Source organism: Nocardia sp. 348MFTsu5.1 (assembly GCF_000383535.1).
Lineage (GTDB): Bacteria > Actinomycetota > Actinomycetes > Mycobacteriales > Mycobacteriaceae > Williamsia > Williamsia faeni.
Genome location: NZ_KB911510.1, coordinates 370,500 through 393,338 on the forward strand (window position 1 = coordinate 370,500; position 22,839 = coordinate 393,338).

20 protein-coding genes are annotated in these 22,839 nt (G+C 64.2%); 8 read left to right on the forward strand and 12 right to left on the reverse strand.

Translation table 11 applies throughout. The annotated features are described in order from the left end of the window. Positions 1–74: 74 nt before the first annotated feature. From H290_RS0105065 to H290_RS0105080, 4 genes are all read left to right on the forward strand, one after another. Complete coding sequence (locus H290_RS0105065) at positions 75–1,418, forward strand: glutamine synthetase family protein (protein WP_020105685.1); 1,344 nt, start codon at positions 75–77, stop codon at positions 1,416–1,418. A 27-nt stretch (positions 1,419–1,445) separates the two neighbouring features. Then, positions 1,446–4,514 (forward strand): bifunctional [glutamine synthetase] adenylyltransferase/[glutamine synthetase]-adenylyl-L-tyrosine phosphorylase, encoded by a 3,069-nt coding sequence (locus tag H290_RS0105070; RefSeq protein ID WP_081631488.1) that lies wholly within the window; start codon positions 1,446–1,448, stop codon positions 4,512–4,514. Then, entirely contained in the window at positions 4,511–5,494 is a 984-nt protein-coding gene (locus H290_RS0105075; protein ID WP_020105687.1) for an endonuclease/exonuclease/phosphatase family protein, read from the forward strand. Before H290_RS0105070 ends, H290_RS0105075 begins: the two co-directional genes overlap by 4 nt. A 262-nt stretch (positions 5,495–5,756) precedes the next feature. Continuing rightward, entirely contained in the window at positions 5,757–6,320 is a 564-nt protein-coding gene (locus H290_RS0105080) for a dihydrofolate reductase family protein (protein WP_020105688.1), read from the forward strand. 194 nt (positions 6,321–6,514) lie between these two features. Here the strand turns inward: H290_RS0105080 and H290_RS0105085 are convergent, their stop codons facing one another. From H290_RS0105085 to H290_RS0105120, 8 genes are all read right to left on the reverse strand, one after another. Continuing rightward, a complete protein-coding gene (locus H290_RS0105085) occupies positions 6,515–7,090 on the reverse strand; it encodes an FKBP-type peptidyl-prolyl cis-trans isomerase (protein WP_020105689.1) in 576 nt (191 codons plus the stop codon). Positions 7,091–7,099: 9 nt separating this feature from the next. Beyond that, complete coding sequence (locus tag H290_RS0105090) at positions 7,100–8,605, reverse strand: class I adenylate-forming enzyme family protein (protein WP_051121899.1); 1,506 nt, start codon at positions 8,603–8,605, stop codon at positions 7,100–7,102. Between the two features lie 5 nt (positions 8,606–8,610). Further along, a complete protein-coding gene (locus H290_RS0105095; protein ID WP_020105691.1) occupies positions 8,611–9,051 on the reverse strand; it encodes a PaaI family thioesterase in 441 nt (146 codons plus the stop codon). Between the two features lie 19 nt (positions 9,052–9,070). After that, positions 9,071–10,615 (reverse strand): class I adenylate-forming enzyme family protein, encoded by a 1,545-nt coding sequence (locus H290_RS0105100; RefSeq protein ID WP_036518219.1) that lies wholly within the window; start codon positions 10,613–10,615, stop codon positions 9,071–9,073. Between the two features lie 31 nt (positions 10,616–10,646). Beyond that, the gene (locus H290_RS0105105) at positions 10,647–12,158 is read right to left on the reverse strand and encodes a class I adenylate-forming enzyme family protein (protein WP_020105693.1); all 1,512 of its coding nucleotides are present in this window, start codon (positions 12,156–12,158) and stop codon (positions 10,647–10,649) included. Further along, positions 12,158–12,949 carry an enoyl-CoA hydratase-related protein gene (locus H290_RS0105110; protein WP_020105694.1) on the reverse strand — a complete coding sequence of 264 codons (792 nt, stop codon included), beginning with the start codon at positions 12,947–12,949 and terminating at the stop codon, positions 12,158–12,160. The genes H290_RS0105105 and H290_RS0105110 overlap by 1 nt, the downstream gene beginning before the upstream one ends. Beyond that, the gene (locus H290_RS0105115; RefSeq protein WP_020105695.1) at positions 12,940–13,743 is read right to left on the reverse strand and encodes an enoyl-CoA hydratase/isomerase family protein; all 804 of its coding nucleotides are present in this window, start codon (positions 13,741–13,743) and stop codon (positions 12,940–12,942) included. The genes H290_RS0105110 and H290_RS0105115 overlap by 10 nt, the downstream gene beginning before the upstream one ends. 73 nt (positions 13,744–13,816) lie before the next feature. After that, positions 13,817–14,635: an enoyl-CoA hydratase/isomerase family protein gene (locus H290_RS0105120; protein ID WP_020105696.1), complete on the reverse strand. Its 819-nt coding sequence runs from the start codon at positions 14,633–14,635 to the stop codon at positions 13,817–13,819. Positions 14,636–14,805: 170 nt separating this feature from the next. On the opposite strand from H290_RS0105120, the gene H290_RS0105125 reads away from it, so the two are divergent. The 4 genes from H290_RS0105125 to H290_RS0105140 are packed head-to-tail and all read left to right on the forward strand — an operon-like array spanning position 14,806 to position 18,427. Beyond that, the gene (locus tag H290_RS0105125; RefSeq protein WP_020105697.1) at positions 14,806–15,981 is read left to right on the forward strand and encodes a thiolase family protein; all 1,176 of its coding nucleotides are present in this window, start codon (positions 14,806–14,808) and stop codon (positions 15,979–15,981) included. Positions 15,982–16,012: 31 nt separating this feature from the next. Further along, positions 16,013–16,774: a crotonase/enoyl-CoA hydratase family protein gene (locus H290_RS0105130; RefSeq protein ID WP_020105698.1), complete on the forward strand. Its 762-nt coding sequence runs from the start codon at positions 16,013–16,015 to the stop codon at positions 16,772–16,774. A 54-nt stretch (positions 16,775–16,828) separates the two neighbouring features. After that, complete coding sequence (locus H290_RS0105135; protein WP_020105699.1) at positions 16,829–17,599, forward strand: SDR family oxidoreductase; 771 nt, start codon at positions 16,829–16,831, stop codon at positions 17,597–17,599. 30 nt (positions 17,600–17,629) lie between these two features. Continuing rightward, positions 17,630–18,427 carry an SDR family NAD(P)-dependent oxidoreductase gene (locus H290_RS0105140; protein WP_020105700.1) on the forward strand — a complete coding sequence of 266 codons (798 nt, stop codon included), beginning with the start codon at positions 17,630–17,632 and terminating at the stop codon, positions 18,425–18,427. Between the two features lie 96 nt (positions 18,428–18,523). Here the strand turns inward: H290_RS0105140 and H290_RS0105145 are convergent, their stop codons facing one another. From H290_RS0105145 to H290_RS0105160, 4 genes are all read right to left on the reverse strand, one after another. Continuing rightward, the gene (locus H290_RS0105145) at positions 18,524–19,669 is read right to left on the reverse strand and encodes a thiolase family protein (RefSeq protein WP_020105701.1); all 1,146 of its coding nucleotides are present in this window, start codon (positions 19,667–19,669) and stop codon (positions 18,524–18,526) included. A 34-nt stretch (positions 19,670–19,703) separates the two neighbouring features. After that, positions 19,704–20,120 carry a Zn-ribbon domain-containing OB-fold protein gene (locus tag H290_RS0105150; protein ID WP_036518224.1) on the reverse strand — a complete coding sequence of 139 codons (417 nt, stop codon included), beginning with the start codon at positions 20,118–20,120 and terminating at the stop codon, positions 19,704–19,706. Positions 20,121–20,160: 40 nt separating this feature from the next. Then, positions 20,161–21,837 (reverse strand): acyl-CoA synthetase, encoded by a 1,677-nt coding sequence (locus tag H290_RS0105155; protein ID WP_020105703.1) that lies wholly within the window; start codon positions 21,835–21,837, stop codon positions 20,161–20,163. Between the two features lie 118 nt (positions 21,838–21,955). Then, entirely contained in the window at positions 21,956–22,675 is a 720-nt protein-coding gene (locus H290_RS0105160; protein WP_020105704.1) for a TetR/AcrR family transcriptional regulator, read from the reverse strand. Positions 22,676–22,839 lie beyond the last annotated feature (164 nt).

Below are 22,839 nucleotides of genomic sequence, written 5' to 3' on the forward strand. Positions count from 1 at the left end.
GAAATTCCCAGGATATTCTGGATGATGCGCGTCTGTAACACGCATTTAACAGGGCGCTCCTAGGCTCGTTTGTCATGGATCGCCAAAAAGAATTCGTGCTCCGAACACTCGAAGAGCGCGACATTCGCTTTGTTCGCCTCTGGTTCACCGACGTACTGGGTTATCTGAAGTCGGTTGCCATTGCGCCCGCCGAGCTCGAAGGTGCATTTGCCGAGGGCATCGGCTTCGACGGCTCGGCGATCGAGGGGTTCTCGCGGGTGTCGGAAGCCGACACCATCGCCAAGCCCGACCCCTCCACGTTCCAGATCCTGCCGTGGACCACCAGCGCCGGCCGTCATCATTCGGCCCGGATGTTCTGCGACATCGTCATGCCCGACGGCGAGCCGTCCTGGGCTGATTCGCGGCATGTGTTGCGTCGGCAGCTGAACAAGGCCGCGGATCAGGGATTCAGCTGCTACGTCCACCCCGAGATCGAGTTCTTCCTGCTGAAGAACCCGCCGTTGCTCGACGGCTCGGTCCCGGTGCCCGCCGACAACGGCGGTTACTTCGACCAGTCCGTGCATGATTCCGCGCCCAACTTCCGCCGGCACGCCATCGACGCCCTGGAGTCGATGGGTATCTCGGTCGAGTTCTCGCATCACGAGGGCGCGCCCGGGCAGCAGGAGATCGATCTGCGGTACGCGGACGCCCTGTCGATGGCTGACAACGTGATGACGTTCCGGTACGTCGTCAAACAGGTCGCGATCTCGGAAAACGTGTGGGCCACGTTCATGCCCAAGCCGTTCTCGCAACACGCCGGCTCGGCGATGCACACGCACATGAGCCTGTTCGAGGGCGACACCAACGCCTTTCACAATCCCGACGACCCGATGCAGCTATCGGAGACCGGTAAGCAGTTCATCGCCGGCATCCTGCATCACGCCGACGAGCTCAGCGCCATCACCAACCAGTGGGTCAACAGCTACAAGCGGCTCATCCACGGCGGTGAAGCACCCACCGCGGCGAGCTGGGGTGCGGCCAACCGTTCAGCACTCATCCGGCTGCCGCTGTACACGCCGAACAAGGCGTCGTCGCGACGTATCGAGGTTCGCAGCCCCGACTCGGCCTGCAACCCGTACCTGACCTTCGCGGTGCTGCTCGCGGCCGGTCTCAAGGGCATCAAGGAGGGCTACGAGCTGCCGGAGCATGCCGAGGACGACGTGTTCTCGTTGACTTCCGCCGAGCGTCGGGCCATGGGCTACAAGGAGCTGCCGGGCTCGCTGGCCGAGGCGCTGACGAAGATGGAGAAGTCCGAACTGGTCGCAGAGGCCGTCGGAGAGCACGTTTTCGAGTACTTCTTGCGGAACAAGTGGGCCGAGTGGACCAACTATCGCAGTCAGGTCACGCCGTTTGAACTGCAGAATTACCTGTCGCTGTAGGCCCGGTCCGGGGCTCCGGGCAGGCTCATGGTGTGTCCGGTACACCGACCAGTACGGTTTACGACTGTGACACCACCTGCGTCCAGATCTCGAGTTCCAAGCGTCGGACGGCTGGGTCTGCTCGAGCGAACAGCCACTGCCGACCTGGCCACACTCGGTTGGTATGACGAAGCAACCATCGACCTGTTGTGGTCGCTGTCGCGAGCGCCCAGTGCCGACATCGCGTTGCGTGCCCTGGTGCGTCTGCGGAGTGCAGTCGGGCCGGAATGGCCCGAGATCGATCGACTGCTACGCACCGACCGTAGTTTCCGCGGCCGCTTGTTTGCGGTCCTCGGTTCATCGACCGCACTCGGCGATCATCTCGTCGCCGAGCCGGAAACCTGGCGCCTGCTGACCTGCAACCCGCTCCCGGATGCCGATGAGGTCAGGCGTCTGATGCTCGAATCGGTGGGAGCGCAGCCCGAGCCGGGCTACAACGATCGCGGAACCGGGGCCGACGACGGCAACCTGCTGTTCCGTGCCGAACTCACCGGACCGAAGGCCGTTGTCGCGCTGCGTCTGGCCTACCGCAATCTGCTGGTGCAACTGGCGGCCCGAGACCTCGCGCCGACTGTCGAGGACGAACCGGTTCTGCGATTTCGCGACGTCGGCGCGTTCCTCGCCGACCTCGCCGACGCGGCTCTGACGGCGGCGCTCGCGGTGGCCATCGCCGACGTGTGTGGCGACAAACCCTTGAAGTCCCGGCTGGCCGTCGTCGCGATGGGCAAATGTGGTGCCCGGGAACTGAACTACGTCAGCGACGTCGATGTCATCTTCGTCAGCGAGCCGGCCGACGGTCAGAGCAGTCGGATCGCCGGCGAGATGATGCGGGTGGGCTCGCTGGCATTCTTCGAGGTCGACGCCGCGCTGCGTCCCGAAGGCAAGGCCGGTGCGCTGACCCGTACCCTCGATTCGCATCTGACCTATTACCGGCGCTGGGCGAAGACCTGGGAGTTCCAGGCCTTGCTCAAGGCGCGTCCGATGACCGGTGACATGGAGTTGGGGCGCGCCTACGTGGACGCCGTCAGCCCGATGGTCTGGGAAGCATCGGAACGCGAGGCCTTTGTCGTCGATGTGCAGGCGATGCGCCGACGGGTGGAGGAGCAGCTACCCGAGGACCTGCGGGTGCGGGAGATCAAACTCGGCCGCGGCGGATTGCGCGATGTGGAGTTCGCCGTCCAGTTGTTGCAGATGGTGCATGGACGCGTTGATGAGTCGCTGCGGGTCAGGAGCACCGTGGAAGCACTGACGGTGTTGCGTGACGGTGGCTATGTCGGCCGTGATGACGGCGCCAATCTCATTGCCTCCTACGAGTTTCTGCGGCTGCTCGAACATTGCCTGCAGCTGCAGCGGCTCAAGCGGACCCACACGTTGCCCGAGTTCGACGACCGCGAGGCCATGCGGTGGCTGGCCCGCGCCGCACACATTCGTCCTGAAGGTGACCTCGATGCCGGGGGAACGTTGCGCGAGGAGATCCGACGGCAATCCCACCGGGTGCGCAGGTTGCACGAGAAGATCTTCTATCGTCCGTTGCTCGAAGCGGTCACCCGTTTCGAGAAGGACGAGTTGCGGCTATCGGACGATTCGGCGATTCGGCGGCTCGGTGCCTTGGGCTACGGCAAGCCGGAGAATGCTCTCGGGCACCTCAAAGCGCTGGTCTCGGCGCCCGGCCGTAAGGGTCAGATCCAGGAACTCCTCCTACCCACATTGCTCGAATGGCTCAGCCGCACACCGGATCCCGATGCCGGCCTGCTGAACTACCGGCGGTTGTGCGACGCGGCCGACGACCGGGACTGGTTCCTGCGACTGCTCCGCGACGAAGGTGTTGTCGCCGAGCGGCTGATGACTGTGCTCGGGACCTCGGCGTACGCGGCGGAGCTGCTGATGCGGTCGCCCGACGTGATCCGCCTGTATGTCGACGGTGTGAAGGGCCCCAAGCTGATCGAGGTCGACTCAGAGGATGTCGTCGCCGGGATGGTGGCGTCGACCGTTCGCCAGCGTGATCTCAAATCGGCGATCTCGGTGGCTCGTTCCCATCGCCGCGGAGAGCTGGCCCGGATCGCGTCGGCCGACCTCCTCGGCATGCTCGACGTCCCCCAGGTCTGCCGGGCGCTGTCGCTGGTGTGGGCCGGTGTGCTCAATGCCGCATTGCAGGTGGTGGTGAGTGCCTCTGTCGCAGAGCGTGGTTCGCCGGCACCTGCCCGGATAGCGGTCATCGGTATGGGACGGCTCGGCGGCGGCGAACTCGGCTACGGATCTGATGCCGACGTGCTCTTCGTCTGCCAACCGGAGGAAGGCGTCGACGACGCCGGCGCCGTGCGATGGGCGAATACCATCGCCGACAAGGTGCGTTCCCTGCTCGGAACCCCCAGTGCCGATCCACCGCTCGAGGTCGACACCGGTTTGCGTCCGGAGGGACGCAACGGACCGGTCGTCCGCACGCTCGCCGCCTACGCGGCGTATTACGAGCAGTGGGCGCAGCCATGGGAGGTTCAGGCCCTGTTGCGCGCACACCCGGCGGCCGGCGATGAAGAACTCGGTATGGACTTTCTGCACATGGCCGACAAAATCCGTTACCCGTCCGGTGGCGTCTCGTCGGACGCGGTGCGGGAGATCCGCCGAATCAAGGCACGCGTCGACGCAGAGCGTCTGCCGCGAGGTGCCGATCCGGCGACCCACACCAAGTTGGGCCGCGGCGGACTCGCGGACGTCGAGTGGACTGTGCAGCTGCTGCAGTTGCGGCACGCGCACCGGATCCCGGCGCTGCACAACACGTCGACCCTGCAATGTCTTGATGCGATCGGGTCGGCCGAACTGCTGGCCGAAGACGATGTCCGGCTCCTCAAAGATGCCTGGCTGACCGCCACCAAGGCGCGCAACGCGCTGGTACTGGTCCGCGGAAAAGCTGTGGATCAACTTCCCGGACCGGGAAAGGCGTTGCGCGCGGTCGCTTTTGCCGCCGGTTGGCACGATGTCGACTCCGGGGTGTTCCTGGACCACTATTTGCGGGTCACGCGCCGGGCAAAGGCTGTCGTACTGAAGGTCTTCGGCGGGTGATACGGACCTCGGAACGTCTCGCCGGACGTGGTCCTGCCTTCAAGATTCTGTACCTGGTCGCCGTGCTTCTGGGTTGGGCGCTGCTCGGCGCCGTGATCGCGGCGATCTGGCTGCACTTCTATCCCGGTAAGGGCCGCGTTTCCACGGCGGTCGCCAGTGCCGTGCCGTGGCTTCTGCTGGCGGGAATTCCGGCGATCATCATCCTCGCCGTGACCCGGCGCTGGCTCACCGCTGCGTTGACCGTGGTCCTGCTGGGGGTCGGAATCTGGACGCAGGCACCGTTGTTCGTCGCCGCGGATGCACCGTCAGGCGAACGCATCGTGGTTGTCCAGTCCAACATCGCGCTCGGTGAGGCCAACGTCGATGAGCTCGTGGCGAAGGTGCGGGCCGATAAGGCGCATCTGCTCACGGTTGAAGAGCTGACACCCGAAGCGCTCGACCGGATCGAGAAGACCGACTTGCGGAGTCTGTTGCCGTACGAGTTCGTCGTCCCCGGCGAAGGTGGCGTGGGCACCGGGATCTTCAGCCGGTATCCATTGCGAAACACCGCGGAACTCAACGACTTCGGGCTCAACAATCTGCGCGCCGAGGTCGACCTGCCGGGGGCTGCCAACACCACGGTGTTCGCCGTGCATCCGATTCCGCCCTATCCGTACGAACCGTGGCGCTGGGTCCAGGAGATGGAGCGTTTGGGTGTGATCATCCATTCCACCGCGACCGATCGGGTGATCGTCAGCGGCGATTTCAATTCGACCTGGGATCACAAGCAGTTCCGCGATCTGCTGGAGAACGGTTACGCCGACGCCACCGAACAGTCGGGGGCCGGATGGAAGTTGACGTATCCGGCCGGGCGCAGCTATCCGCCGGTGATCGGAATCGATCACGTGGTTTCTCGTGGGTTCACCGCAGTGGAACTGGGCACTTTTGGGATCGCCGGCGCCGACCATCGCGGCCTGGTGGTATCACTGGTACCCAACTGAGGGAGACGACGCGATGACGGAAACACCTGTCGCCACGGGCACGACGATGGACAGGCTGCGCTCAGCTACTGCGGACGCTCGATGAAGCGGTGCGGGCCTTCGGTTTCAACGAGGCGCTGTTCGCCGAACTGGGAGCGTAGACCGGCTAGCGCCCGATGATTTTGGTGGTTTGTAATTGTCGATATCGGCGAGGTCTATTCGACGTGAGTATGAGACCACTTCGGCAGCGGGCCGAGGCGGCGACCCTTCAAGGAGATTCGTTATGCGCACTCTGATCGTCACGGCTTTTGTCTCGCTGGATGGAGTCATGGAGGCTCCGGGCGGGGAGGCCGGTTACCGCAATTCCGGATGGACATTCAAGGATGTCGAGTTCGATCCGGCCGCGTACGAGATCAAGGGCCGGGAACAGCAAGAGACAGCGGCACTGCTACTCGGCCGGACCTCCTACGAGGCGTTTGCCCCGGTGTGGCCCACGATGAACGAATTCGCCGAGTACAACGCGATGCCCCGGTATGTGGTGTCGACGACCCTGGAAACGGACGACGCGCGCTGGCCCGCGACAATCCTGCGGTCGGTGGACGATGTGGCAGCGCTGAAGGACACCGAGGGTGGGCCGATCGCCGTGCACGGCAGCGCGACCCTCGGCCGGAGCCTGGCCGACGCCGGACTCGTCGACCGCTATCACCTGCTGGTGTTCCCGTTACTGCTCGGTGCGGGCAAGCGGTTGTTCAGCGACGCCGACAAAGACACCACCAAGCTGAAGCTGGTCGAACACGAGGCATACGGCAACGGCATCACCAAGCAGGTTTTCGACGTCGTTCACTAAAGACTGCATAGCCCGTCAGAACGGTGCCGGCAGTGGAACGACCTGAGCAACCGCCGAGCGTGCCGATACAACCGCCGACCGTGCCGAAATCACCGTTGAGTGTGCCGAAAATGCTGGTGCGCAATCACTTTCGGCACGCTCAACGGTAACGACGGCACGCTCGGCGGTTTACCGCTGTTGCGGTGCTGTCGGGATCAGACGACTTCGAGGATCTTGATGGCGAAGATGAGGGTGTCGGTTCCCTCGATGTCGGCTGCCGGGTTTCCGCTCGCGCCGTATCCGTCGTCGGGGGTCATCGCCACGGCGACGGTGGAACCGACCTTCTGTCCGGCGATGGCCTTCTGGAAGCCCGTGACGACACCCGTGAGTGGGAACTCGACAGGGGCTCCGCGTTCGTAGCTGCTGTCGAATACGGTGCCGTCGCGGCCGTTCACGCCCATGTAGCAGACCGACACCTCGGCGGTTTCGGCCACTACTTCACCTCGTCCTTCGGTCAGGGTCGAAACCTCGGTCGTGTCCACCGAGAATGGTGTTGTCACAGTCACCTTCGGTGCAGCTGTGTCGGTCGAGCCGGTGACCTCCACGGAACCGGTGATGCCGTCCACACTCCATTCCGGTGCCACATCGTCTGCCGGCTCCGCGGTGGGGCAGGACGCGACAGCGTCCGCGGTTGCGGTGGAGTCGGACGAGTCGTCCTCGGAACCGCAGGCGGCGAGCAGCAGCAGTGAGGACAACGTCGCGATGGACATGGCAAGGCGCTTGGAGAACATGAAAGAAATCTAACAGCCCCTGAATCCGGGGTAGAGCGCGGCGACCTCGTTCACTTTCACCTTGAGGGCGGCATTGCGGGGTAGCTCGTCGACAACCGTGATGGCGACCGGAACGTGATGGCTCGGTAGTGTCTCGCGCACAAGGTCTTTCAACGAATCCTCGGTGGGCGACGGCTGTCCGGCCCGGACTTCGACCGCGGCAAACGGCACGTGGCCCAGCAATCGGTCTTCGACGCCGACCACCGCGGCGTCGAGCACCGACGGATGTCCGAGGAGGACGCCCCGCACTGTTTCGGGCAGGATCTTGAATCCACCCCTGTTGATGGCACCGTCACCGCGACCGTGGATGGTCACGAATCCGTCGGCATCGACCGATGCGATGTCGGTGGTTGCCACCCAACGGTTGTCGAGAACCTCTGACCTGGCTTCGAGGCGACCCTGCGCGTCGACGGGCGCTTCGACACCGGTGTCGGGATCGATGATCCGCACCTCGACACCGGGCAACGGACGACCCACACTGCCGGGTTTGGACTCACCGAATTCCCGATACAGATCCGGCGTCCATGTGCAGACCGAGCCGGCGAATTCGGTTGCCCCGTAACCCCATAGCAGAATGACGTCGTAGGTCTTCTCGAATCTCTCGCGTAGTTCGGGGTCGAGTGGTCCGGACCCACCCGGCAGGTACTGCAACGTTGAGAGGTCTTCGGGCGGGACACCGGCATCGAGAACCATGCGCAGGATCGCCGGCTGCACACCGGTCCGCGTGATGTGGTGGGTGCGAATCGCCCGCACCCACCCCTCGACGTTGAACTTCTCGAGCAGCACCATGCGTTTCTGGAGAAACGGAGCCGCCAGCAACTGGCAGATTCCGATGCTCCCGAAGGGCCAATACACAAGTTCCGGTGGATCGTCGGGGGTTGCCGTCTGGCCGATGGTCATGCTCAGCACCGTGTGCTGGAGTGCTTTGGTCGGCAACGGGAGACGCTTGGGTGGACCGGTGGTCCCGCTGGTCAGGATGTGGAGTCCCGGTAGATCGAACGTCCCGTCGTTATCGGGGGTCTTGCGCTCACGCGACACTGCGAGTTCGACGATGGGCTCGGTCAGCGACAGGACAACCGTCGCGGCACCGATCCGCCCGCACGCGGCAGAAACAGCGTCGGTCCAGTCCTGGCGATCGACAACGACCGCCGCGGGACGCAGGGTTTCGATGTCGCGGGCGATGGAGTTCTCGGATTGGTAGGAGTAGATCATCGCCATCGGCCGGCGGGCGGTGATGAACTGGAAGATCGCGGCGGCGTGGGGTACCCGGTTGCGGACGACGATGCCGACGGACTCGTCTGCCCCGACACCCGCCTCGGCTAGTGCGTTGTCGATCAGCTCCCGGTAGCGGGCAATGCTGTTGCCGGAGTACCACTGCCCGTCGAACTCGATGAACGGCGCATCACCGTATCCGGCCAGTCGATCGTCGAGCTCGGCGGCGAACCGCGCACCGGGGTCTGTTTCGGTACCAGTCATCGTGTTCACCCGAACTGAGGCTGCCGCGATGCCGCAGCGTCGAGTGCCGCCAAGGGCGATGTACCCCGGACCCTGACAAAGTTGATGGTGGCGATGGCGGCGAGTTCACCTGCCGACTGGGACGTGATCTCGACGTCGATGATCACGGAGCGCTTGCCGGCGTGCACAATACGGGCCGTCGCCTGGGCGGCTCCGGCGGTCACCGGTCGCAGATACCGCAGGTGCATGTCGGAGGTCACCACACTGCCGTCCTCGCAGACATCGAGGGCAAGGCGCCCGGCGACGATGTCGACCAACGTGGCCAGCAAGCCGCCCTGGAGGCCTCCAGCAGTGTTGATCACATGGGGTGCGACGGGCAGCTCCCACGCCATCGCGGCGCCGTCGACGGCGGTCCGCCGAAACCCGATCTCGTCGAACAGCTCACCAATGGATTTCGTGTAGGTCATAGTGAAGCCTCTCAGAGATTCAGAACGTCAGATCAGTACTGGCTGACAGCAGTTGACGTAGTTGTGGGGCCGGGACCTTACCGGTGCCTCCGCGGGGGATGTCGTCGTCCGAATCGACCAGCAGCCAGACGGTGGGCACCTTGAACGAACTCAGCATTGCTGATGCGGCGCCACGCAGCGTTTCGACGGTGACGGTGGCGGTGTCGCAGACGACCGCTGCGCCGACTTGCTGCGCGCCCCCGACCGGCACGTCGGTGACGTACGCGGCCTGGATGCCGGCGATGCCGCGCAGCGCCTTCTCCACCTCGCTGGGATACACGGACGCGCCGCTGACCTTGAACATGTCGTCGGATCGGCCGTGGTAGAACAGGAATCCGTCCTCGTCCAGATGTCCGAGGTCGCCGGTGGGATAGAAGCCGTCGGCGGTGAAGATGTCGCCACGGCTGCGCCGGCAGATCCCTTGCAGGACGTGTGGCCCGCGGACCTGGATCTCCCCGGTGGATCCGGTGGGCGCCACACCATCGCCGGAAACGATCCGGACCTCCATGCCGGAGAACGGTTTTCCACAGCTACCCCAGGCAGATCGGGGCATGTCGGTGTCCGCGGGGTATCCGCAGTAAGGCCCGAAGGTCTCCGTCATCCCGAACAGTCGGGCGCGCGCACCGGGTGTTGCCCGTTGGTCGGTGGGTAGCAGGGCATCAAGACTGCCGACAACCAGGGAGGACAGGTCGGCCCCGACACTGTGCTGGTGCCGAGCAAGCGTCTCGGCTTGATCGGGCCAGCCTCGAAACAGCGTCACCCGTTCACGCTCGATGAGACGCAGGGTGGTCTCTGGCCGGGGGATCTGTTCGGTCACCAGCGTTGCGCCGGCCACCAGCGTCGAGAGGATGCCGCTTCCGAAACCACCCACCCAGAAGAACGGCATCGGAACATAGAGGCGGGTGTCGGCGGTGATGCAGCGATCAGCGAGGCCGGACGCGACGGCACCGAGCGCGCTGGCATGAGAGTGCATCACGCCCTTGGGTATTCCGCTGCTGCCCGAGGTGAAGGTGATGATCAGCGGGTCGTCGGGATGCACGGTGGCAGCGAGTGCGTCCACGATCTCACCCATCGATGCGTTGTCCGCACTCCGAGGCAGACCGTCATCGGTCCAGATGCGGCGCAAGGAGGGGAGAACCGGATGGTAGATGACCGGATCGGTCAGGGCGTCGACTTGCAACGAGGCCTGCAGATCGTCGAGATACCGGTGTCCGCGGAACTCGCGCACACTCACCAGGAACTCGATCGAGGCAACATCGCACTGTGCCAACAGTTCCCGTGGTGACAACAGGGTGCTCAGCGGAACCAGGACGGCGCCGATGCGGGTGAGTGAGACCGCAACCTGCACCCATCGGGCGCTGTTGGGCATGATCACCCCGACACGGGAGCCTTTGCCGACGCCGGCCTCGATGAATCCCGCGGCCAGCTCACGGGTGGAAACGTCGAGTTCGCGGTAGGTGATCCGGCTGTCGGGGTCGATGATCGCCGGCTTGTCCGGGTATTGGGCGGCACCGGATTCCACCATTTGCTCGATGGTCTGTGCTGTGGCTACCGACTCAGACACGTGCACCGCCGGTGTCGAAGTGGCGGCGGACGGCTCCGAGATCGGCCTTGCCGGATGGAGTCCGGGGTATCTCACCGACGACGGCTATCTCTGTCGGGATCTCGTAGCGGGCCAGGATCTTTTGTAGATAGGTGGTCAATTCGTCGGGGTCGGTGGATCCGTCCGGGCGCAGCTCGACCATGGCCACGGGTGTTTGTCCCAGTCGCTGGTCGGCCTTGCCCACGACGGCCGCACCGGCGATGGCCGGATGGCGTTCCAGTGCCACTCGTACATCGTCGGGCATCACCTTGAATCCGCCGCGGATGATCGCCTGATCGGCACGGCCCAGGATCCACACGAAGCCGTCGGGGTCGATCCGGCCGATGTCGGTGGTGCGAAGCCACGGTGCCGACGTGCCCATCTGTCCGGGTTTGACCTCCAGGACGCCGGATTCATCGGGGCCCAGCGGGTTTCCGTGTGCATCGACGACCCGGAGCTGCGCGCCGCCGGTGGCCCGGCCCACACTGCCTCGTTTGCTCGCCCAGAACTGCTGGTGATCGGCCAATGACCAACCGGCCACACCACCTCCGAATTCGGTTGCGGCATAAGAGGTCAGGACCGGGATACCGAACTTGGCGGTGAACGCTTCGGCGTCCTCGACGGACAGCGGTGCGGTACCCGAGGTCACGGCGCGGATGCTCTGCAGGTCGTCGCCGGTCAGGTCCGAATGCAGGACCATTCGCAATGCCGTGGGGACGAGCGATACGGCCCGCGGCCGGTAGGCGCGCACGGCATCGGCCCACCGGTCGAGATCGAAACGCGGCAGCAGGACAAACGATCGGCCCTCGCTGACGCATTGGAGAACCCGAAAGATGCCGCCGATGTGCACCAGCGGAGCGTTGACGATCGCGACGCCGTTGCGTAGCTCGGTGGGCGACGACGCCCAGGTCCGGTCCGGCCCCATGACGCTGCGGGCCAACATGTTGTAGGTGATGTCCACGCGTTTGGGCGGGCCGGTGGTGCCGCTCGTCAACATGTGTACGGCAACATCGGACGCCGCATGGTTGTGGCTCGAGCGGATCTGGCCGGCCTCGCGCACCACCGGAGGAGTCGTCAGGTCCGAGATGGCGACAACTGTTGACTCAGGCGCCGGTGCGACCAATTTTGTTACGTCGTCATCGGTTCCGATGATCAATGGCAGCTTCAGTCCGGCGATGTCGGCCCGGGTGCGATCGTCGCCGCGTGACGGGTTGATCACCGCCACACTGCCGCCCGCCATCAAGATGCCCAGCATCGTCGCCACATGCGCGGGCGTGTTCCGGAGCAATACCCCGACCCGGCGCTGCTCGCCGCCGCTGTGAGTGTCGACCAGTTCGCTGATCCGGCCGGACAGGACGGCCAGTTCACCCCAGGTCGACCACACACCGTCGTGTTCGATCGCTCGTGTATCCGGTTGCAGGGTCAGGACATCGGTGATGCGCCGGCCCAGTGGGTGCCGGGTCGAGACGTCGGTCGGGTCGGTCATCAGCGGATCCTCGGTGTCTGTTTGGTAACCGGGTTGTCGGCGAGTTCGTTCTTGCCGATCGGATTGCCCAGCCGGGTGTAGATCAGGCCCTGATCCATGGCTGCCCGGTAGGGCTTGTCGAGCGATTCCCAGATGGCCTTGACCGTGCCCTGGGTGGCGGTCGGTGGTTTGGCCGCGATGGTCCGGGCGATGGCGTGAGCGTGCTCCCAGAGTTCTTCCGCCGGAACCACTTCGGTGACCAATCTGATCTCCAGTGCAGTCTGGGCGCTGACCCTCTCGTCGTTGCCCATCAGGGCCATTCGCAGGGTGTCACCCAAGCCCACCCGGCGCATCAACCCGATGGGTTCGAGGGCCGAGACCAACCCGGCCGTGACATGCGAGTCGAAGAAGGTCGCGTCCGACGAACAGATCACCACGTCCGCCTCGTTGACGAAGTAGAACGCACCGGCGGTGCACATACCCTGCACCGCGCACACGACCGGCTTCCACACCTTTTGCCATTTCGGGCTGAGCAATTCGCCGGGATCCTCGTGGTTCCAGACGATGTCCGGCTGACCGTAGGCGGCTTTCATGTCGAGTCCGGCGCTGAACGCCCGGGTTCCGGCCGCCCTCAAGACCACTGCATTGACTCGATCGTCGTTCTTGACGATCTGCCAGATCTCGGCCATCTCGTGACACATCGCGCGATTGAATGTGTTGAGTTGGTCGGGCCGGTTCAGGGTGATGGTGGCGACGCGATCGGTTGGGTCGACCTCCAGTAGGACGGTGTCGAACGACGGAGTCATCGGCACTGCCAGTTCGGAGCCCGCTTTTCGGTGAATGCCCGTGGTCCTTCGAGCGCGTCTTCGGTGCGGGTGACACGTTCGCGGAACGATTCGGCCAGCATCTCGGCTTCGTGAAGGGGGAGGTCCAGGCCCTTGATGATGGCGAGCCGGGTTCCCCGAACCGCCAGTGGCGCATTCGAATTCACGATCGCGGCGATCTCGTGTGCTCGCTCGAGGAGATTGTCGTGGTCGACCACCTCGCTGACCATCCCGAGTTGGTAGGCGCGCTCGGCACTCATCCGCTCGTGCTTGCCCATCAACGCCATCCGAAGGGCAACAGACCTGGGCAGGACCTGGGCCAGACGCACCGTCTCGCGGCCGGCCACCAGGCCGATACTGACGTGGGGATCGAAGAACGTGGCCTTGTCGGAGGCGATGACGATGTCGCCGGTGGTGACCCAGTCGAGTCCGGCGCCGCAGCACAATCCGTTGACCGCGACAATGATCGGTTTGGCCATCGTGCGAAACGGTGGGGTGCCCTCTTGCGGCGCTTCCCACTGTTCGTACGTCGACAGATACGGGCGCTCGTTGACGACCTTGCCGTCGCCGGGGATCTCCTTCACGTCGGCTCCGGTGCAGAACGCCCGCCCGGTGGCCGTCACGATGATCACCCAGACGTTGTCGTCGTTCTCCGCGTCGTCGTAGGCCGCGCGCAGTTCGGTGATCATGTGGGGGCTGAGCGCATTGAGTGCTTCCGGGCGGTTCAGCGTGACGGTGGCCGTGTGGCCGTCGACCTCATACTTGATGCAGTCGAACGACATGGTGCTCCCTTCGGCCGGCGCGTGGCGCCGGGTTGATCGTTGGTTCGGAAGAACGGGGGACGGCGGGCACTGGCTATCGACCATCGAAATCCGGTGTCCGCCGCTCTTTGAATGCGGATAGGCCTTCTTTGAAATCGCTTGTTCGGCACGCCAGTTCAAGATCTGAGAGTTCGTGGTTCATCGACTCGGTGAGGGACGCACCCTGTCCGAAATTGATCGCGGCCTTCGCCAGACCTATGGCGACGGTGGGTCCGCCCGCGAGACGGTCGACCAAAGCGGCGGAGACGGTGTCGATCTCTGAACTGTCGACGGACCGGTGGATCATGCCCCAGTCGGCAGCCTGGGTTGCCGAGACCTTCTCGCCGAGCAGGAGCATCTCTTTGGCTCTGGCGATACCCATCAGTCGCGGAAGCAGCCACGTGGAGCCGGAATCGGGTGTGAAGCCGCGTGCCATGAACGGTTCCCAGAAGACGGCACTGTCATCGGCGACCGTGAAGTCGGCGGCCAGCGCCAGGCTGCACCCGAGGCCGGTTGCCCATCCCTGCACGGTGCAGACCACGGGGAGGTGAATGGTGGTGACCAACTCGATCACCCGGTGTGCCGTATGGGGGATCCGGCGGATCAGGTTGCCTGCGCGGGGTCGCTGATCGGTCTTGTTCGTCGCCACCCAGTCCGCTCCCGTACAGAAGTCGCCGCCGGCGCCCCGGATGTGTACGACGCGCAGGGAGTCATCTGTCGCGGCGTCGGTCAGCGTCTGGACGAAGGTGTCGATCATCGCGTGGGTCATCGCATTTCGCCGCGACGGCCGGTCGATCACGATGCGCAGAACTCCACTGTCGATGGAGGCCGTCAGTGTTCCCTTGCCGGAATCTGACGGGTCGGAGTCGCCCATATCTGGTTCGCACCTCTCTGCCGGGTGTCACGAAATCGGCGCTGTTGCCGGGGTTCTAAATAAGCATACTGTTAGACCTACGGTAGATGCTACGATTTTGATTCGCAGCTTGTGATCACCACGCTGCAGCCACATATGTGGCTGCAGCCCAAGAGCCCCGAGGTTGGAAAATGCCCACACCCGTCATCGTCGGTGCAGCCAGGACAGCGATCGGACGATCGTTCAAAGGCGCACTGGTCAACACTCCCGCCGAGACACTGGCGACCGCGATACTCCCGGAGGTCGTCCGGCGTGCGGGTATCGACCCCACTGCGGTTGACGACGTGATCTTTGCCGAGTCGCACTACGGTGGCGGTGACCTGGCGCGATACGCCGCGGTGGCCGCCGGGATGGAGTCCGTCCCCGGACAGGCGGTCAACCGGCATTGCGCCGGTAGCCTCACCGCCATCGGCAATGCGTCGGCCCAGGTCGGCTACGGCATGGAACGGGTTGTTGTCGCCGGGGGTGTGCAGTCGTTGTCGACCGGGCCGGCGATGAAGTGGCGGATCCCGGGTCCGGAGCTGGAGTTCAAAGAGGGCTGGATGCCGCCGAGCCACCCCGAGACGCCGGATGCGCCCACACTCGACATGTCCATCACCGTCGGCTGGAACACCGCGAAGGCGATCGGCATCAGCCGCGAGGAGATGGATGCCTGGGCGCTGCGGTCGCACCAGCGTGCGATCGCCGCGATCGACGCAGGCAAGTTCGGCGACGAGATCCTCCCGCTCAAGATCGAACTTCCCGACGGAACAGTTGTCGACTTCAGCGTCGATGAGCACCCGCGCCGCAACAGCAGCCTCGAGCGTCTGGCTGCACTCCCGGTGCTGCATCCGGAGATCGAGGGCTTCTCCATCACCGCGGGCAACAGCAGCGGCGTCAACGATGCCGCCGCCGCAGTGGTTGTGGTGGACGAGGAATACGCGCTCGCTGAACGCCTGGAAGTGCTCGGAACCGTAAAAGCCTGGGCTGCCGCGGCAGTCGCGCCGCGAGATACCGGACTCGGTGCGGTCGCGGTGATCGGCAAGGTGCTCGATCGGGCGGGTCTGCGGGCCGAGGACGTCGACCTGTGGGAGATCAACGAGGCGTTCTGCTCGGTGCCGATCGCGGCCGTGCGGGAATACGGGCTCGACGAAGAGCGGGTCAACTTCTCCGGAAGTGGCGCAAGCCTCGGTCATCCGATCGCCGCATCGGGTGCACGTATGGTCACCACCCTTCTGTACGAGCTCAAGCGCCGCGGCGGCGGCATCGGCGTCGCAGCGATGTGCGCCGGCGGCGGCCAGGGTGGCGCCGTGGTCATCGAAGTCTGAAACAAACAATCACATCCAACGAGGGGTAGGCATGTCAGACGAGGTCATTGTCGAGCGCCGCGGGCGCACGCTGGTCATCACCATCAACCGTCCGGACGCACGAAATGCGGTGAACCTGGCGGTCAGTCAGGGTTTGGCCGATGCGGTCGACGAACTCGACAGCAGTCCGGAACTGTCGGTTGCGGTGCTGACCGGTGCCGGCGGCAACTTCTGTGCGGGTATGGATCTGAAAGCATTCGCCGCCGGTGAAGTGCCGTCGATACCGGGTCGGGGGATGGGATTCACCGAGAAGCCCCCGGTCAAACCGATCATCGCCGCGGTGGAGGGGTACGCACTCGCCGGTGGCACGGAACTCGTGCTCGCCACTGACCTGGTGGTGGCGTCAAAGACCGCGAAATTCGGTATCCCCGAGGTCAAGCGGGGCCTGGTGGCTGCGGGCGGTGGTCTGCTTCGGCTGCCCGATCGCATCCCGTATCAGAAGGCACTCGAGCTGGCGCTCACCGGCGACAGCTTCACCGCAGAGGAAGCGGCCGGCTACGGCTTCGTGAACATCGTTGCCGAACCGGGTGAGGCGCTGAACAAGGCGCTGGAACTCGCCGAGAGGATCACCGCAAACGGTCCACTCGCGGTGGCGACCACCAAAGAGGTGATCGTGAAGTCGCGCGGCTGGAGCGAGCAGGAAATGTGGGAAAAGCAAATGCAGCTGATCATTCCGGTCTTCGGATCGAAGGATGCCCAGGAAGGCGCCATCGCCTTCGCGGAGAAGCGCAAGCCGAACTGGACCGGCAAGTAGTCGACCCCCGTACTGAACAAAACATGTTGTATCACTTCACGTTAGGAGAGCTCTGTGTCATTTGAAGGTCAGTCTGTTCTGGTCACCGGAGGTGCGGGAGGCCTCGGCGCCGCGACCGTCCGGAAACTTCATGCCGAAGGTGCCGCTGTGGTCATCGCCGATCTGGCCGATGACAAGGCTTCGGCACTGGCCGAGGAACTGGGCAACAAGGTTGCCTACGTCCGCACCGATGTCCTCGACGACGACGCGGTTCTCGCCGCCATCGCCAAAGCCGAAGAGCTGGGCGATTTTCGGTCCGTCGTGATTGCGCACGGCGGTTTCGGTGTGCTGGAGAAGGTCGTCAACCGTGACGGTACCCCGCACACGAAAAAGGGCTTCACCGACACGATTGCGCTGTACCTCACCGGAACGTACAACGTGCTGCGGCTGGCAGCTGCCAACATCGCGACCCGTGAGCCGTTGGCAGATGGTGCGCGCGGCGCAATCGTGATGACCAGTTCGATCGCCGGATACGAGGGACAGATCGGTCAATCCGCTTATGCGGCAGCCAAAGGCGGCGTCATCTCGCTCACACTGACCGCCGCGCGCGACCTCAGCGCCGTCGGAATCCGGGTGAACAGTATCGCTCCCGGCACCATGCGCACACCGATCATGGAATTGATCGGGGAAGAAGGGCTCGCCAAGTTCGCGTCCGCAGTGCCCTTCCCGAAGCGACTGGGCCAGCCAGAGGAGTTTGCCGGCCTCGCGCACTACCTGCTGGAGAACACCTACATCAACGGTGAGGTAGTCCGTATCGACGGCGGTCAGCGGTTCCAGCCGAAGTAGTCGGCGAGTAAAACACAGGGATCGAGAATCATGGATCTTGGATTCACCGGTGCCAGTGCAGTGGTGGCGGGCGGCGGTCGGGGGATGGGTCTGGCCGTCGCCCGCTGCCTTGCCGAAGAAGGTGCCCGCGTTGCCGTCCTGGCCCGCACCCCTGCCGATCTCGAGAGCGCGGTTGCCGCCCTCACCGCCGCGGGCAGCCCGGATGCGGTGGGGCTGGTCGCGGATGTCGGCGATCAAGACCGGGTCACCGAGGTGTTTGCCGAACTGGGGGAGCGCTGGGATGGCCGGCTCAATGCGCTGATCAATGCGACCGGCCCCAATGTGCAGGGCGACTTCGGGGCGCTCACCGACGACGACTGGCAGGCCGGATTCGACGATGGCGTGATGGGGATGGTGCACACCGTGCGGTCGGCGCTGCCGTTGCTCCGGAATGCCGAATGGGCTCGGGTGGTGAACTTCTCGGCGGGTTCGACGCAGCGGCAGAGTGTTCGGTTGCCGGCCTACACGGCGGCAAAGGCGATGGTCACCAGCATTTCGAAGAACCTGTCGTTGTACCTGGCACCGGACGAGATCATGGTCAACGTGATCTCTCCGGGCAGTGTGGCCTCGGATTCACTGATCAAATGGGCCAAGTCGGTGGGCGTCGACAGTGACGATCCCTACCAGCTGATGGCCGCCATCGACAAGCACTTCGGGCATCCTGCTCACCTACCGCGGGCCGGGTTACCCGACGAAATAGCACGTGTGGCAACATTTTTGGCGTCGCGGGCCAACTCCTACATGACCGGCGCCAACGTCAATGTCGACGGAGGCACCGACTTCACCTGAGTGGCCGACTTCGAGCTCCACCCCTGAAATCTGTTGAATACGAGGGCGGCGAGGGAAATCTTCCCTCGCCGCCCTCGTATTTGTCAGTTCTAGGGGTCAGGTGGTCAGAACCGTGGCGGCAGCGGTTCCTGGTGCACCGTAGAGCTGCGCGAAGCCCACCCGGGGCGTGCCACCGACCTGCCGGTCACCGGCCTCGCCGCGGAGTTGGCGGACCAGTTCGTGGATCTGGCGGATTCCCGAGGCCCCGATCGGCTCACCGTTGGCGATCAGGCCGCCGTCGGTGTTGACCGGCATCGAACCGCCGATCTCCGTATGTCCTTCGGCGAGCAACTTCTCCTGATCACCGTGGGCACAGAAGCCCGCCTCGGCCATGTGGATGACCTCGGCGCCGGCATCGGTGTCCTGCAGTTGGATTACATCAACATCTTCGGGGGACACCCCGGCGACCTCGAATGCGGCTCGCGACGCGTACACGGTGGGGGCCACGTCTTCGTCGACGGGCCCATAGGTGGTGTTGACCTCGTAGGCACCGTAGCTGCGTGTCCGAAGCTCCACCGCCTTCACGAACACCGGCTTCGTCTTGAACCGATGAGCGATGTCGGCGTTGCACATGATCACCGCGGCGGCACCCTCGTCGGGGGCACAGAACATGTAGTGCGTCAACGGGTAGTTGAGCATCGGTGCGCCCAGGATGTCTTCCTCGGAGATCGGCTTGCGGCGGAACGCATTTGGATTGAGCGCTCCGTTGCGGTAGTTCTTGGCAGCGACCTTTGCCAGGGTCTGCTGGGAGATGTTGTGGTCGTGGAGGTATCGGTTGGCCTTCATGCCGAAGAACTGTGTGGTGAGGTACTGGCCGTTTTCGGCGTACCACTTGGGCATGCCCACCAACGTCGGATCCTCCGTGAACGCGCCCCGCGGGTGTTTGTCCAGGCCGATGGCGATACCGATGTCGTAGCGTCCGACGCGGATCGTGTCGGCACAGACCTGCGTTGCGCTCGCACCGGTGGCGCAGGCGTTGAACACATTGGTGAACGGTATTCCGGTGAGCCCCAACATTCCGACGATGTTGTCAGGATTGGCGACCGTCCAGCTGCCGCCGACACCGAACTGGATGTCTTTCCATTCCAGGCCGGCGTCCTTGAGCGCATACCGGACGGCATCTACGCCCATCTCCATGGCGGATTTGCCTTCGAACCGGCCGAACGGGTGCAGGCCCACTCCGATTATGGCGACCTCTGTCATCTTCAAAACCCTTCTGTGGTCGGTGAGTACGGCATCAGATCGCCTGGAAGGCGAACGTCACGATCTCGTTGCCGTCGTCATCTGAGGTGAACGGAATCATCGTCAGCTCGACGTCCATCCCGAATTGCAGTTTGTCCGGATCGCTTTCGGTCAGCCGGCCCTCGACCCGGACCACATCGCCGAGCTGGACAAGGCCCACCGCAAACGGTGTGAAGGTCTTCGTGGTCTCGCGTCCGGCGTAGGGAGCGCCCGGCAAAAACCCCTGGGTGGTCCATGCGACCAGGGTTCCGCGGCGGGGCAGCAGTGCTGCCGACACCTGGTCGCTGCTGCATCGCGGGCAGAGTTGGTGCTCGGGAAACACTGTCGCATCGCAGTCGCTGCAATTGCTCCCGATCAGTTGTGGATCCTCGTTCGGCCAGTTCGAGATCTCCGGCGCCAGGGCTTTTTGCATCAAGCACTCCATTCTTGGGTCTGCATGTGATGGGAAGTGATCATTCGCCGGTGGCAGCCTGCTGGCGGGCCCACCGGTAGTCGGCTTTGCCCACCGGACTTCGCTGGATTTCCGAACGGAACAGAACGGCCTTGGGCAGCTTGTACCGGGCAATGGACTTCCCGGCGTGGTCGATGAGGGTGTCGGAATCTGCGGTGGCGCCGTCGATCAGCGACACCAGGGCAACCACTTCCTCGCCCCAGCGATCACTGGGACGTCCCGCGACCACGACATCGCTGACGGCGGGGTGGGAGGCGATGGCCATCTCGACCTCTTCGACAAAAATCTTCTCGCCACCGGAGTTGATGGTCACCGAGTCGCGGCCGAGGAGCTCGACGTTGCCGCCGGAAAGTAGTCGTGCCCGGTCGCCGGGCAGTGAATAGCGGACGCCGGCAACGGTGGGAAACGACTTCGCGGTTTTTGCCTCATCGCCTTTGTAGCCGAGCGGTACGTGCCCGCGCTGAGCCAGCCATCCGATACCGTCGTGTCCGGCGTCGAGGATCTTCTCGAGATCCTCGGAGAGGACGAAGGTATCCGGTCCGGGACTGAACGTTCCGGTGGAAACCGCTTCGGCAGTGGACAAGTGGGTCATCTGTGCGCCCGTCTCGGATGACCCGACGCCGTCGATGACGATGGCGTTGGGCAGGGCGTCGATCAGGCGCTGCTTGATGGTCGGCGTCAGGATCGCACCGCCGTTGGCCACGGCGAACAACGAGGTGAGGTCCGCGGATGTGTCTTCCAGCGCGGTGAGCAGTGGGCGCGCGACGGCATCACCGACAAGCATCACCACCCCGGCCTTCTCCCGTTCGATGGTGGCGACGATGTCGCGCGGATCGAGATGGTCGACCACGGTGGGGAACACCAGGGATTGGCCGGTACTCAGCGCTTGCATGGCAGCCCACTGGGCGGCGCCGTGCATCAGTGGCGGCAGCACCACGATCTTGATCCCGGGATTGTCGACCACTCGGGTGGCGATGTCGTCGTACGACTGAGCGAGCTCACCGGTGCTGAGATTGCGTCCACCGAAGGCGGCGACAAAGATGTCGTGCTGGCGCCACAGAACGCCTTTGGGCATGCCGGTGGTGCCACCGGTGTAGAGCACATAAAGATCGTCCGGTGACGGTTCGACGGGTGGCGAGTCGGGGGAGCTCTCGGCGATGACGGTTTCGTAGTCCACCGCGCCGGGCAGCAGGGCGTTGCCCGAGTTGTCGGCAATCTGGACGAGCACCTTTAGGTGGGGGAGGTCGGGCAGCACCTCTACGAGCTGCGGTGCGAATGCGGCGTGGTAGATCAGGGCGCTCGCACCGGAGTCGGTGAGCAGGTAGCGGAGCTCGTCGCTGACATACCGGTAGTTCACGTTGAACGGTGCGACCCGGGACCGGAAGGCACCCAGCAGCGCCTCGACGTATTCGTTGCCGTTGTACGCGTAGATGCCGAGCAGGTCCTGGCCGGTCTCGTGGCCACTGAGCGCGTCCCGCTCGGTGTGCACTCCCAGGCCCCGGGAATGTAGGTAGGAGGCAAGGCGTTTGGAGCGATCCGCGACCTGGGCATGGGTGTAGTGATCGTCTCCCTGCGAGATGAAGACGCGATCGCCGATCGCGGCGGCGACGACGTCGGCGACCCCGCCGACCGTGAACTCGATGGTGGTCGGCCCGGCCCCGGTATCCGTGTTGGACACGATTCCTCCTCGGTGATGGCAACGTTCGGCCACGCGGCCGGATCCCACTACTGTAAGGCATACGGGAATGCCTGCGACAGAGTTTCGCAACAAGTATTCGAAGGCTCGACGAGCACTTTCAACCGGTGGGCGCTGCCGCGTTGGTGTCGATCAGTCGTTCGGCGTGTTCGAGTATGCATTCGAGGCCGAAGGCGAAGTTCTTGTCGTCGGGGGCGCCGACACTGTGCCCCCGGCCAACGCCTTCGGAAAGCAGTGGTGTCGTTTCGGGCGTGATGACCAGATGTTCGTAGTAGGCGCGGGCGTCGGGGTCGGTCGCCTTCTGCTTCTGATACAGCCGCGCCAGGACAACCGAACCCCGCACATGGAGCTGGACCGCCGAGTATGTTTCGAACGCGTCGTCCAGGGAGAGCCCGGCTTTCACCAGATTGGCAACGGCCATCTCGATGAGTTGTGCGCCCGGTTGACCCGCCCGGGGACTCATCGACGCCCTGATCAGGATCAGGTCGCAGAGGATCGGATTCTCGAGGAACGTCTCACGCATCCCGTAGGCGTGGTCGCTGAGCGTTTCACGCCACGGCCGGTTCCTCGGAAATGGGGTGTCGCGGGTGAACCGGCTCAGCGCCCGATCGGTCATCGCATTGAGCAGGTCGTCCTTCTTGCGGAAGTACCAATAGATGCTGGTGACTCCGACGCCGAGGTGTTTGCCGAGCAGCGGCATGCTGAGGTTGTCGACCGAAACCTCTTCTGCCAGCTCGAACGCACCCTTGATGATGTCGTCGGGATCGATGGATCCGCGCTCTCGTCGTTGCCGCTTCAATGGAACGTTTTGCTTCGCCATGTGCAGACCACTTCCGTAAATACTCGTCACCGGGCAGCGGGTTCGGCTTACGCGGGATCGCCCTCGTGGCCTGTGCAAACCCCTTGTGGAATGCACTACCGATAGGTATACAGTAATGGTGCCAGAGAGTCCTCGGGGCTGTTTTCCCAATTCAGGAGGTGCCG

Bases quoted from the DNA above. Each gene is read 5' to 3' on its own strand.
- H290_RS0105065 (WP_020105685.1), top strand. From the start codon at position 75: ATGGATCGCCAAAAAGAATTCGTGCTCCGAACACTCGAAGAGCGCGAC.
- H290_RS0105070 (WP_081631488.1), top strand. From the start codon at position 1,446: ATGGTGTGTCCGGTACACCGACCAGTACGGTTTACGACTGTGACACCA.
- H290_RS0105080 (WP_020105688.1), top strand. From the start codon at position 5,757: ATGCGCACTCTGATCGTCACGGCTTTTGTCTCGCTGGATGGAGTCATG.
- H290_RS0105085 (WP_020105689.1), bottom strand. From the start codon at position 7,090: ATGTTCTCCAAGCGCCTTGCCATGTCCATCGCGACGTTGTCCTCACTG.
- H290_RS0105090 (WP_051121899.1), bottom strand. From the start codon at position 8,605: ATGACTGGTACCGAAACAGACCCCGGTGCGCGGTTCGCCGCCGAGCTC.
- H290_RS0105095 (WP_020105691.1), bottom strand. From the start codon at position 9,051: ATGACCTACACGAAATCCATTGGTGAGCTGTTCGACGAGATCGGGTTT.
- H290_RS0105100 (WP_036518219.1), bottom strand. From the start codon at position 10,615: ATGGTGGAATCCGGTGCCGCCCAATACCCGGACAAGCCGGCGATCATC.
- H290_RS0105105 (WP_020105693.1), bottom strand. From the start codon at position 12,158: ATGACCGACCCGACCGACGTCTCGACCCGGCACCCACTGGGCCGGCGC.
- H290_RS0105115 (WP_020105695.1), bottom strand. From the start codon at position 13,743: ATGTCGTTCGACTGCATCAAGTATGAGGTCGACGGCCACACGGCCACC.
- H290_RS0105120 (WP_020105696.1), bottom strand. From the start codon at position 14,635: ATGGGCGACTCCGACCCGTCAGATTCCGGCAAGGGAACACTGACGGCC.
- H290_RS0105125 (WP_020105697.1), top strand. From the start codon at position 14,806: ATGCCCACACCCGTCATCGTCGGTGCAGCCAGGACAGCGATCGGACGA.
- H290_RS0105130 (WP_020105698.1), top strand. From the start codon at position 16,013: ATGTCAGACGAGGTCATTGTCGAGCGCCGCGGGCGCACGCTGGTCATC.
- H290_RS0105140 (WP_020105700.1), top strand. From the start codon at position 17,630: ATGGATCTTGGATTCACCGGTGCCAGTGCAGTGGTGGCGGGCGGCGGT.
- H290_RS0105145 (WP_020105701.1), bottom strand. From the start codon at position 19,669: ATGACAGAGGTCGCCATAATCGGAGTGGGCCTGCACCCGTTCGGCCGG.
- H290_RS0105150 (WP_036518224.1), bottom strand. From the start codon at position 20,120: ATGCAAAAAGCCCTGGCGCCGGAGATCTCGAACTGGCCGAACGAGGAT.
- H290_RS0105160 (WP_020105704.1), bottom strand. From the start codon at position 22,675: ATGGCGAAGCAAAACGTTCCATTGAAGCGGCAACGACGAGAGCGCGGA.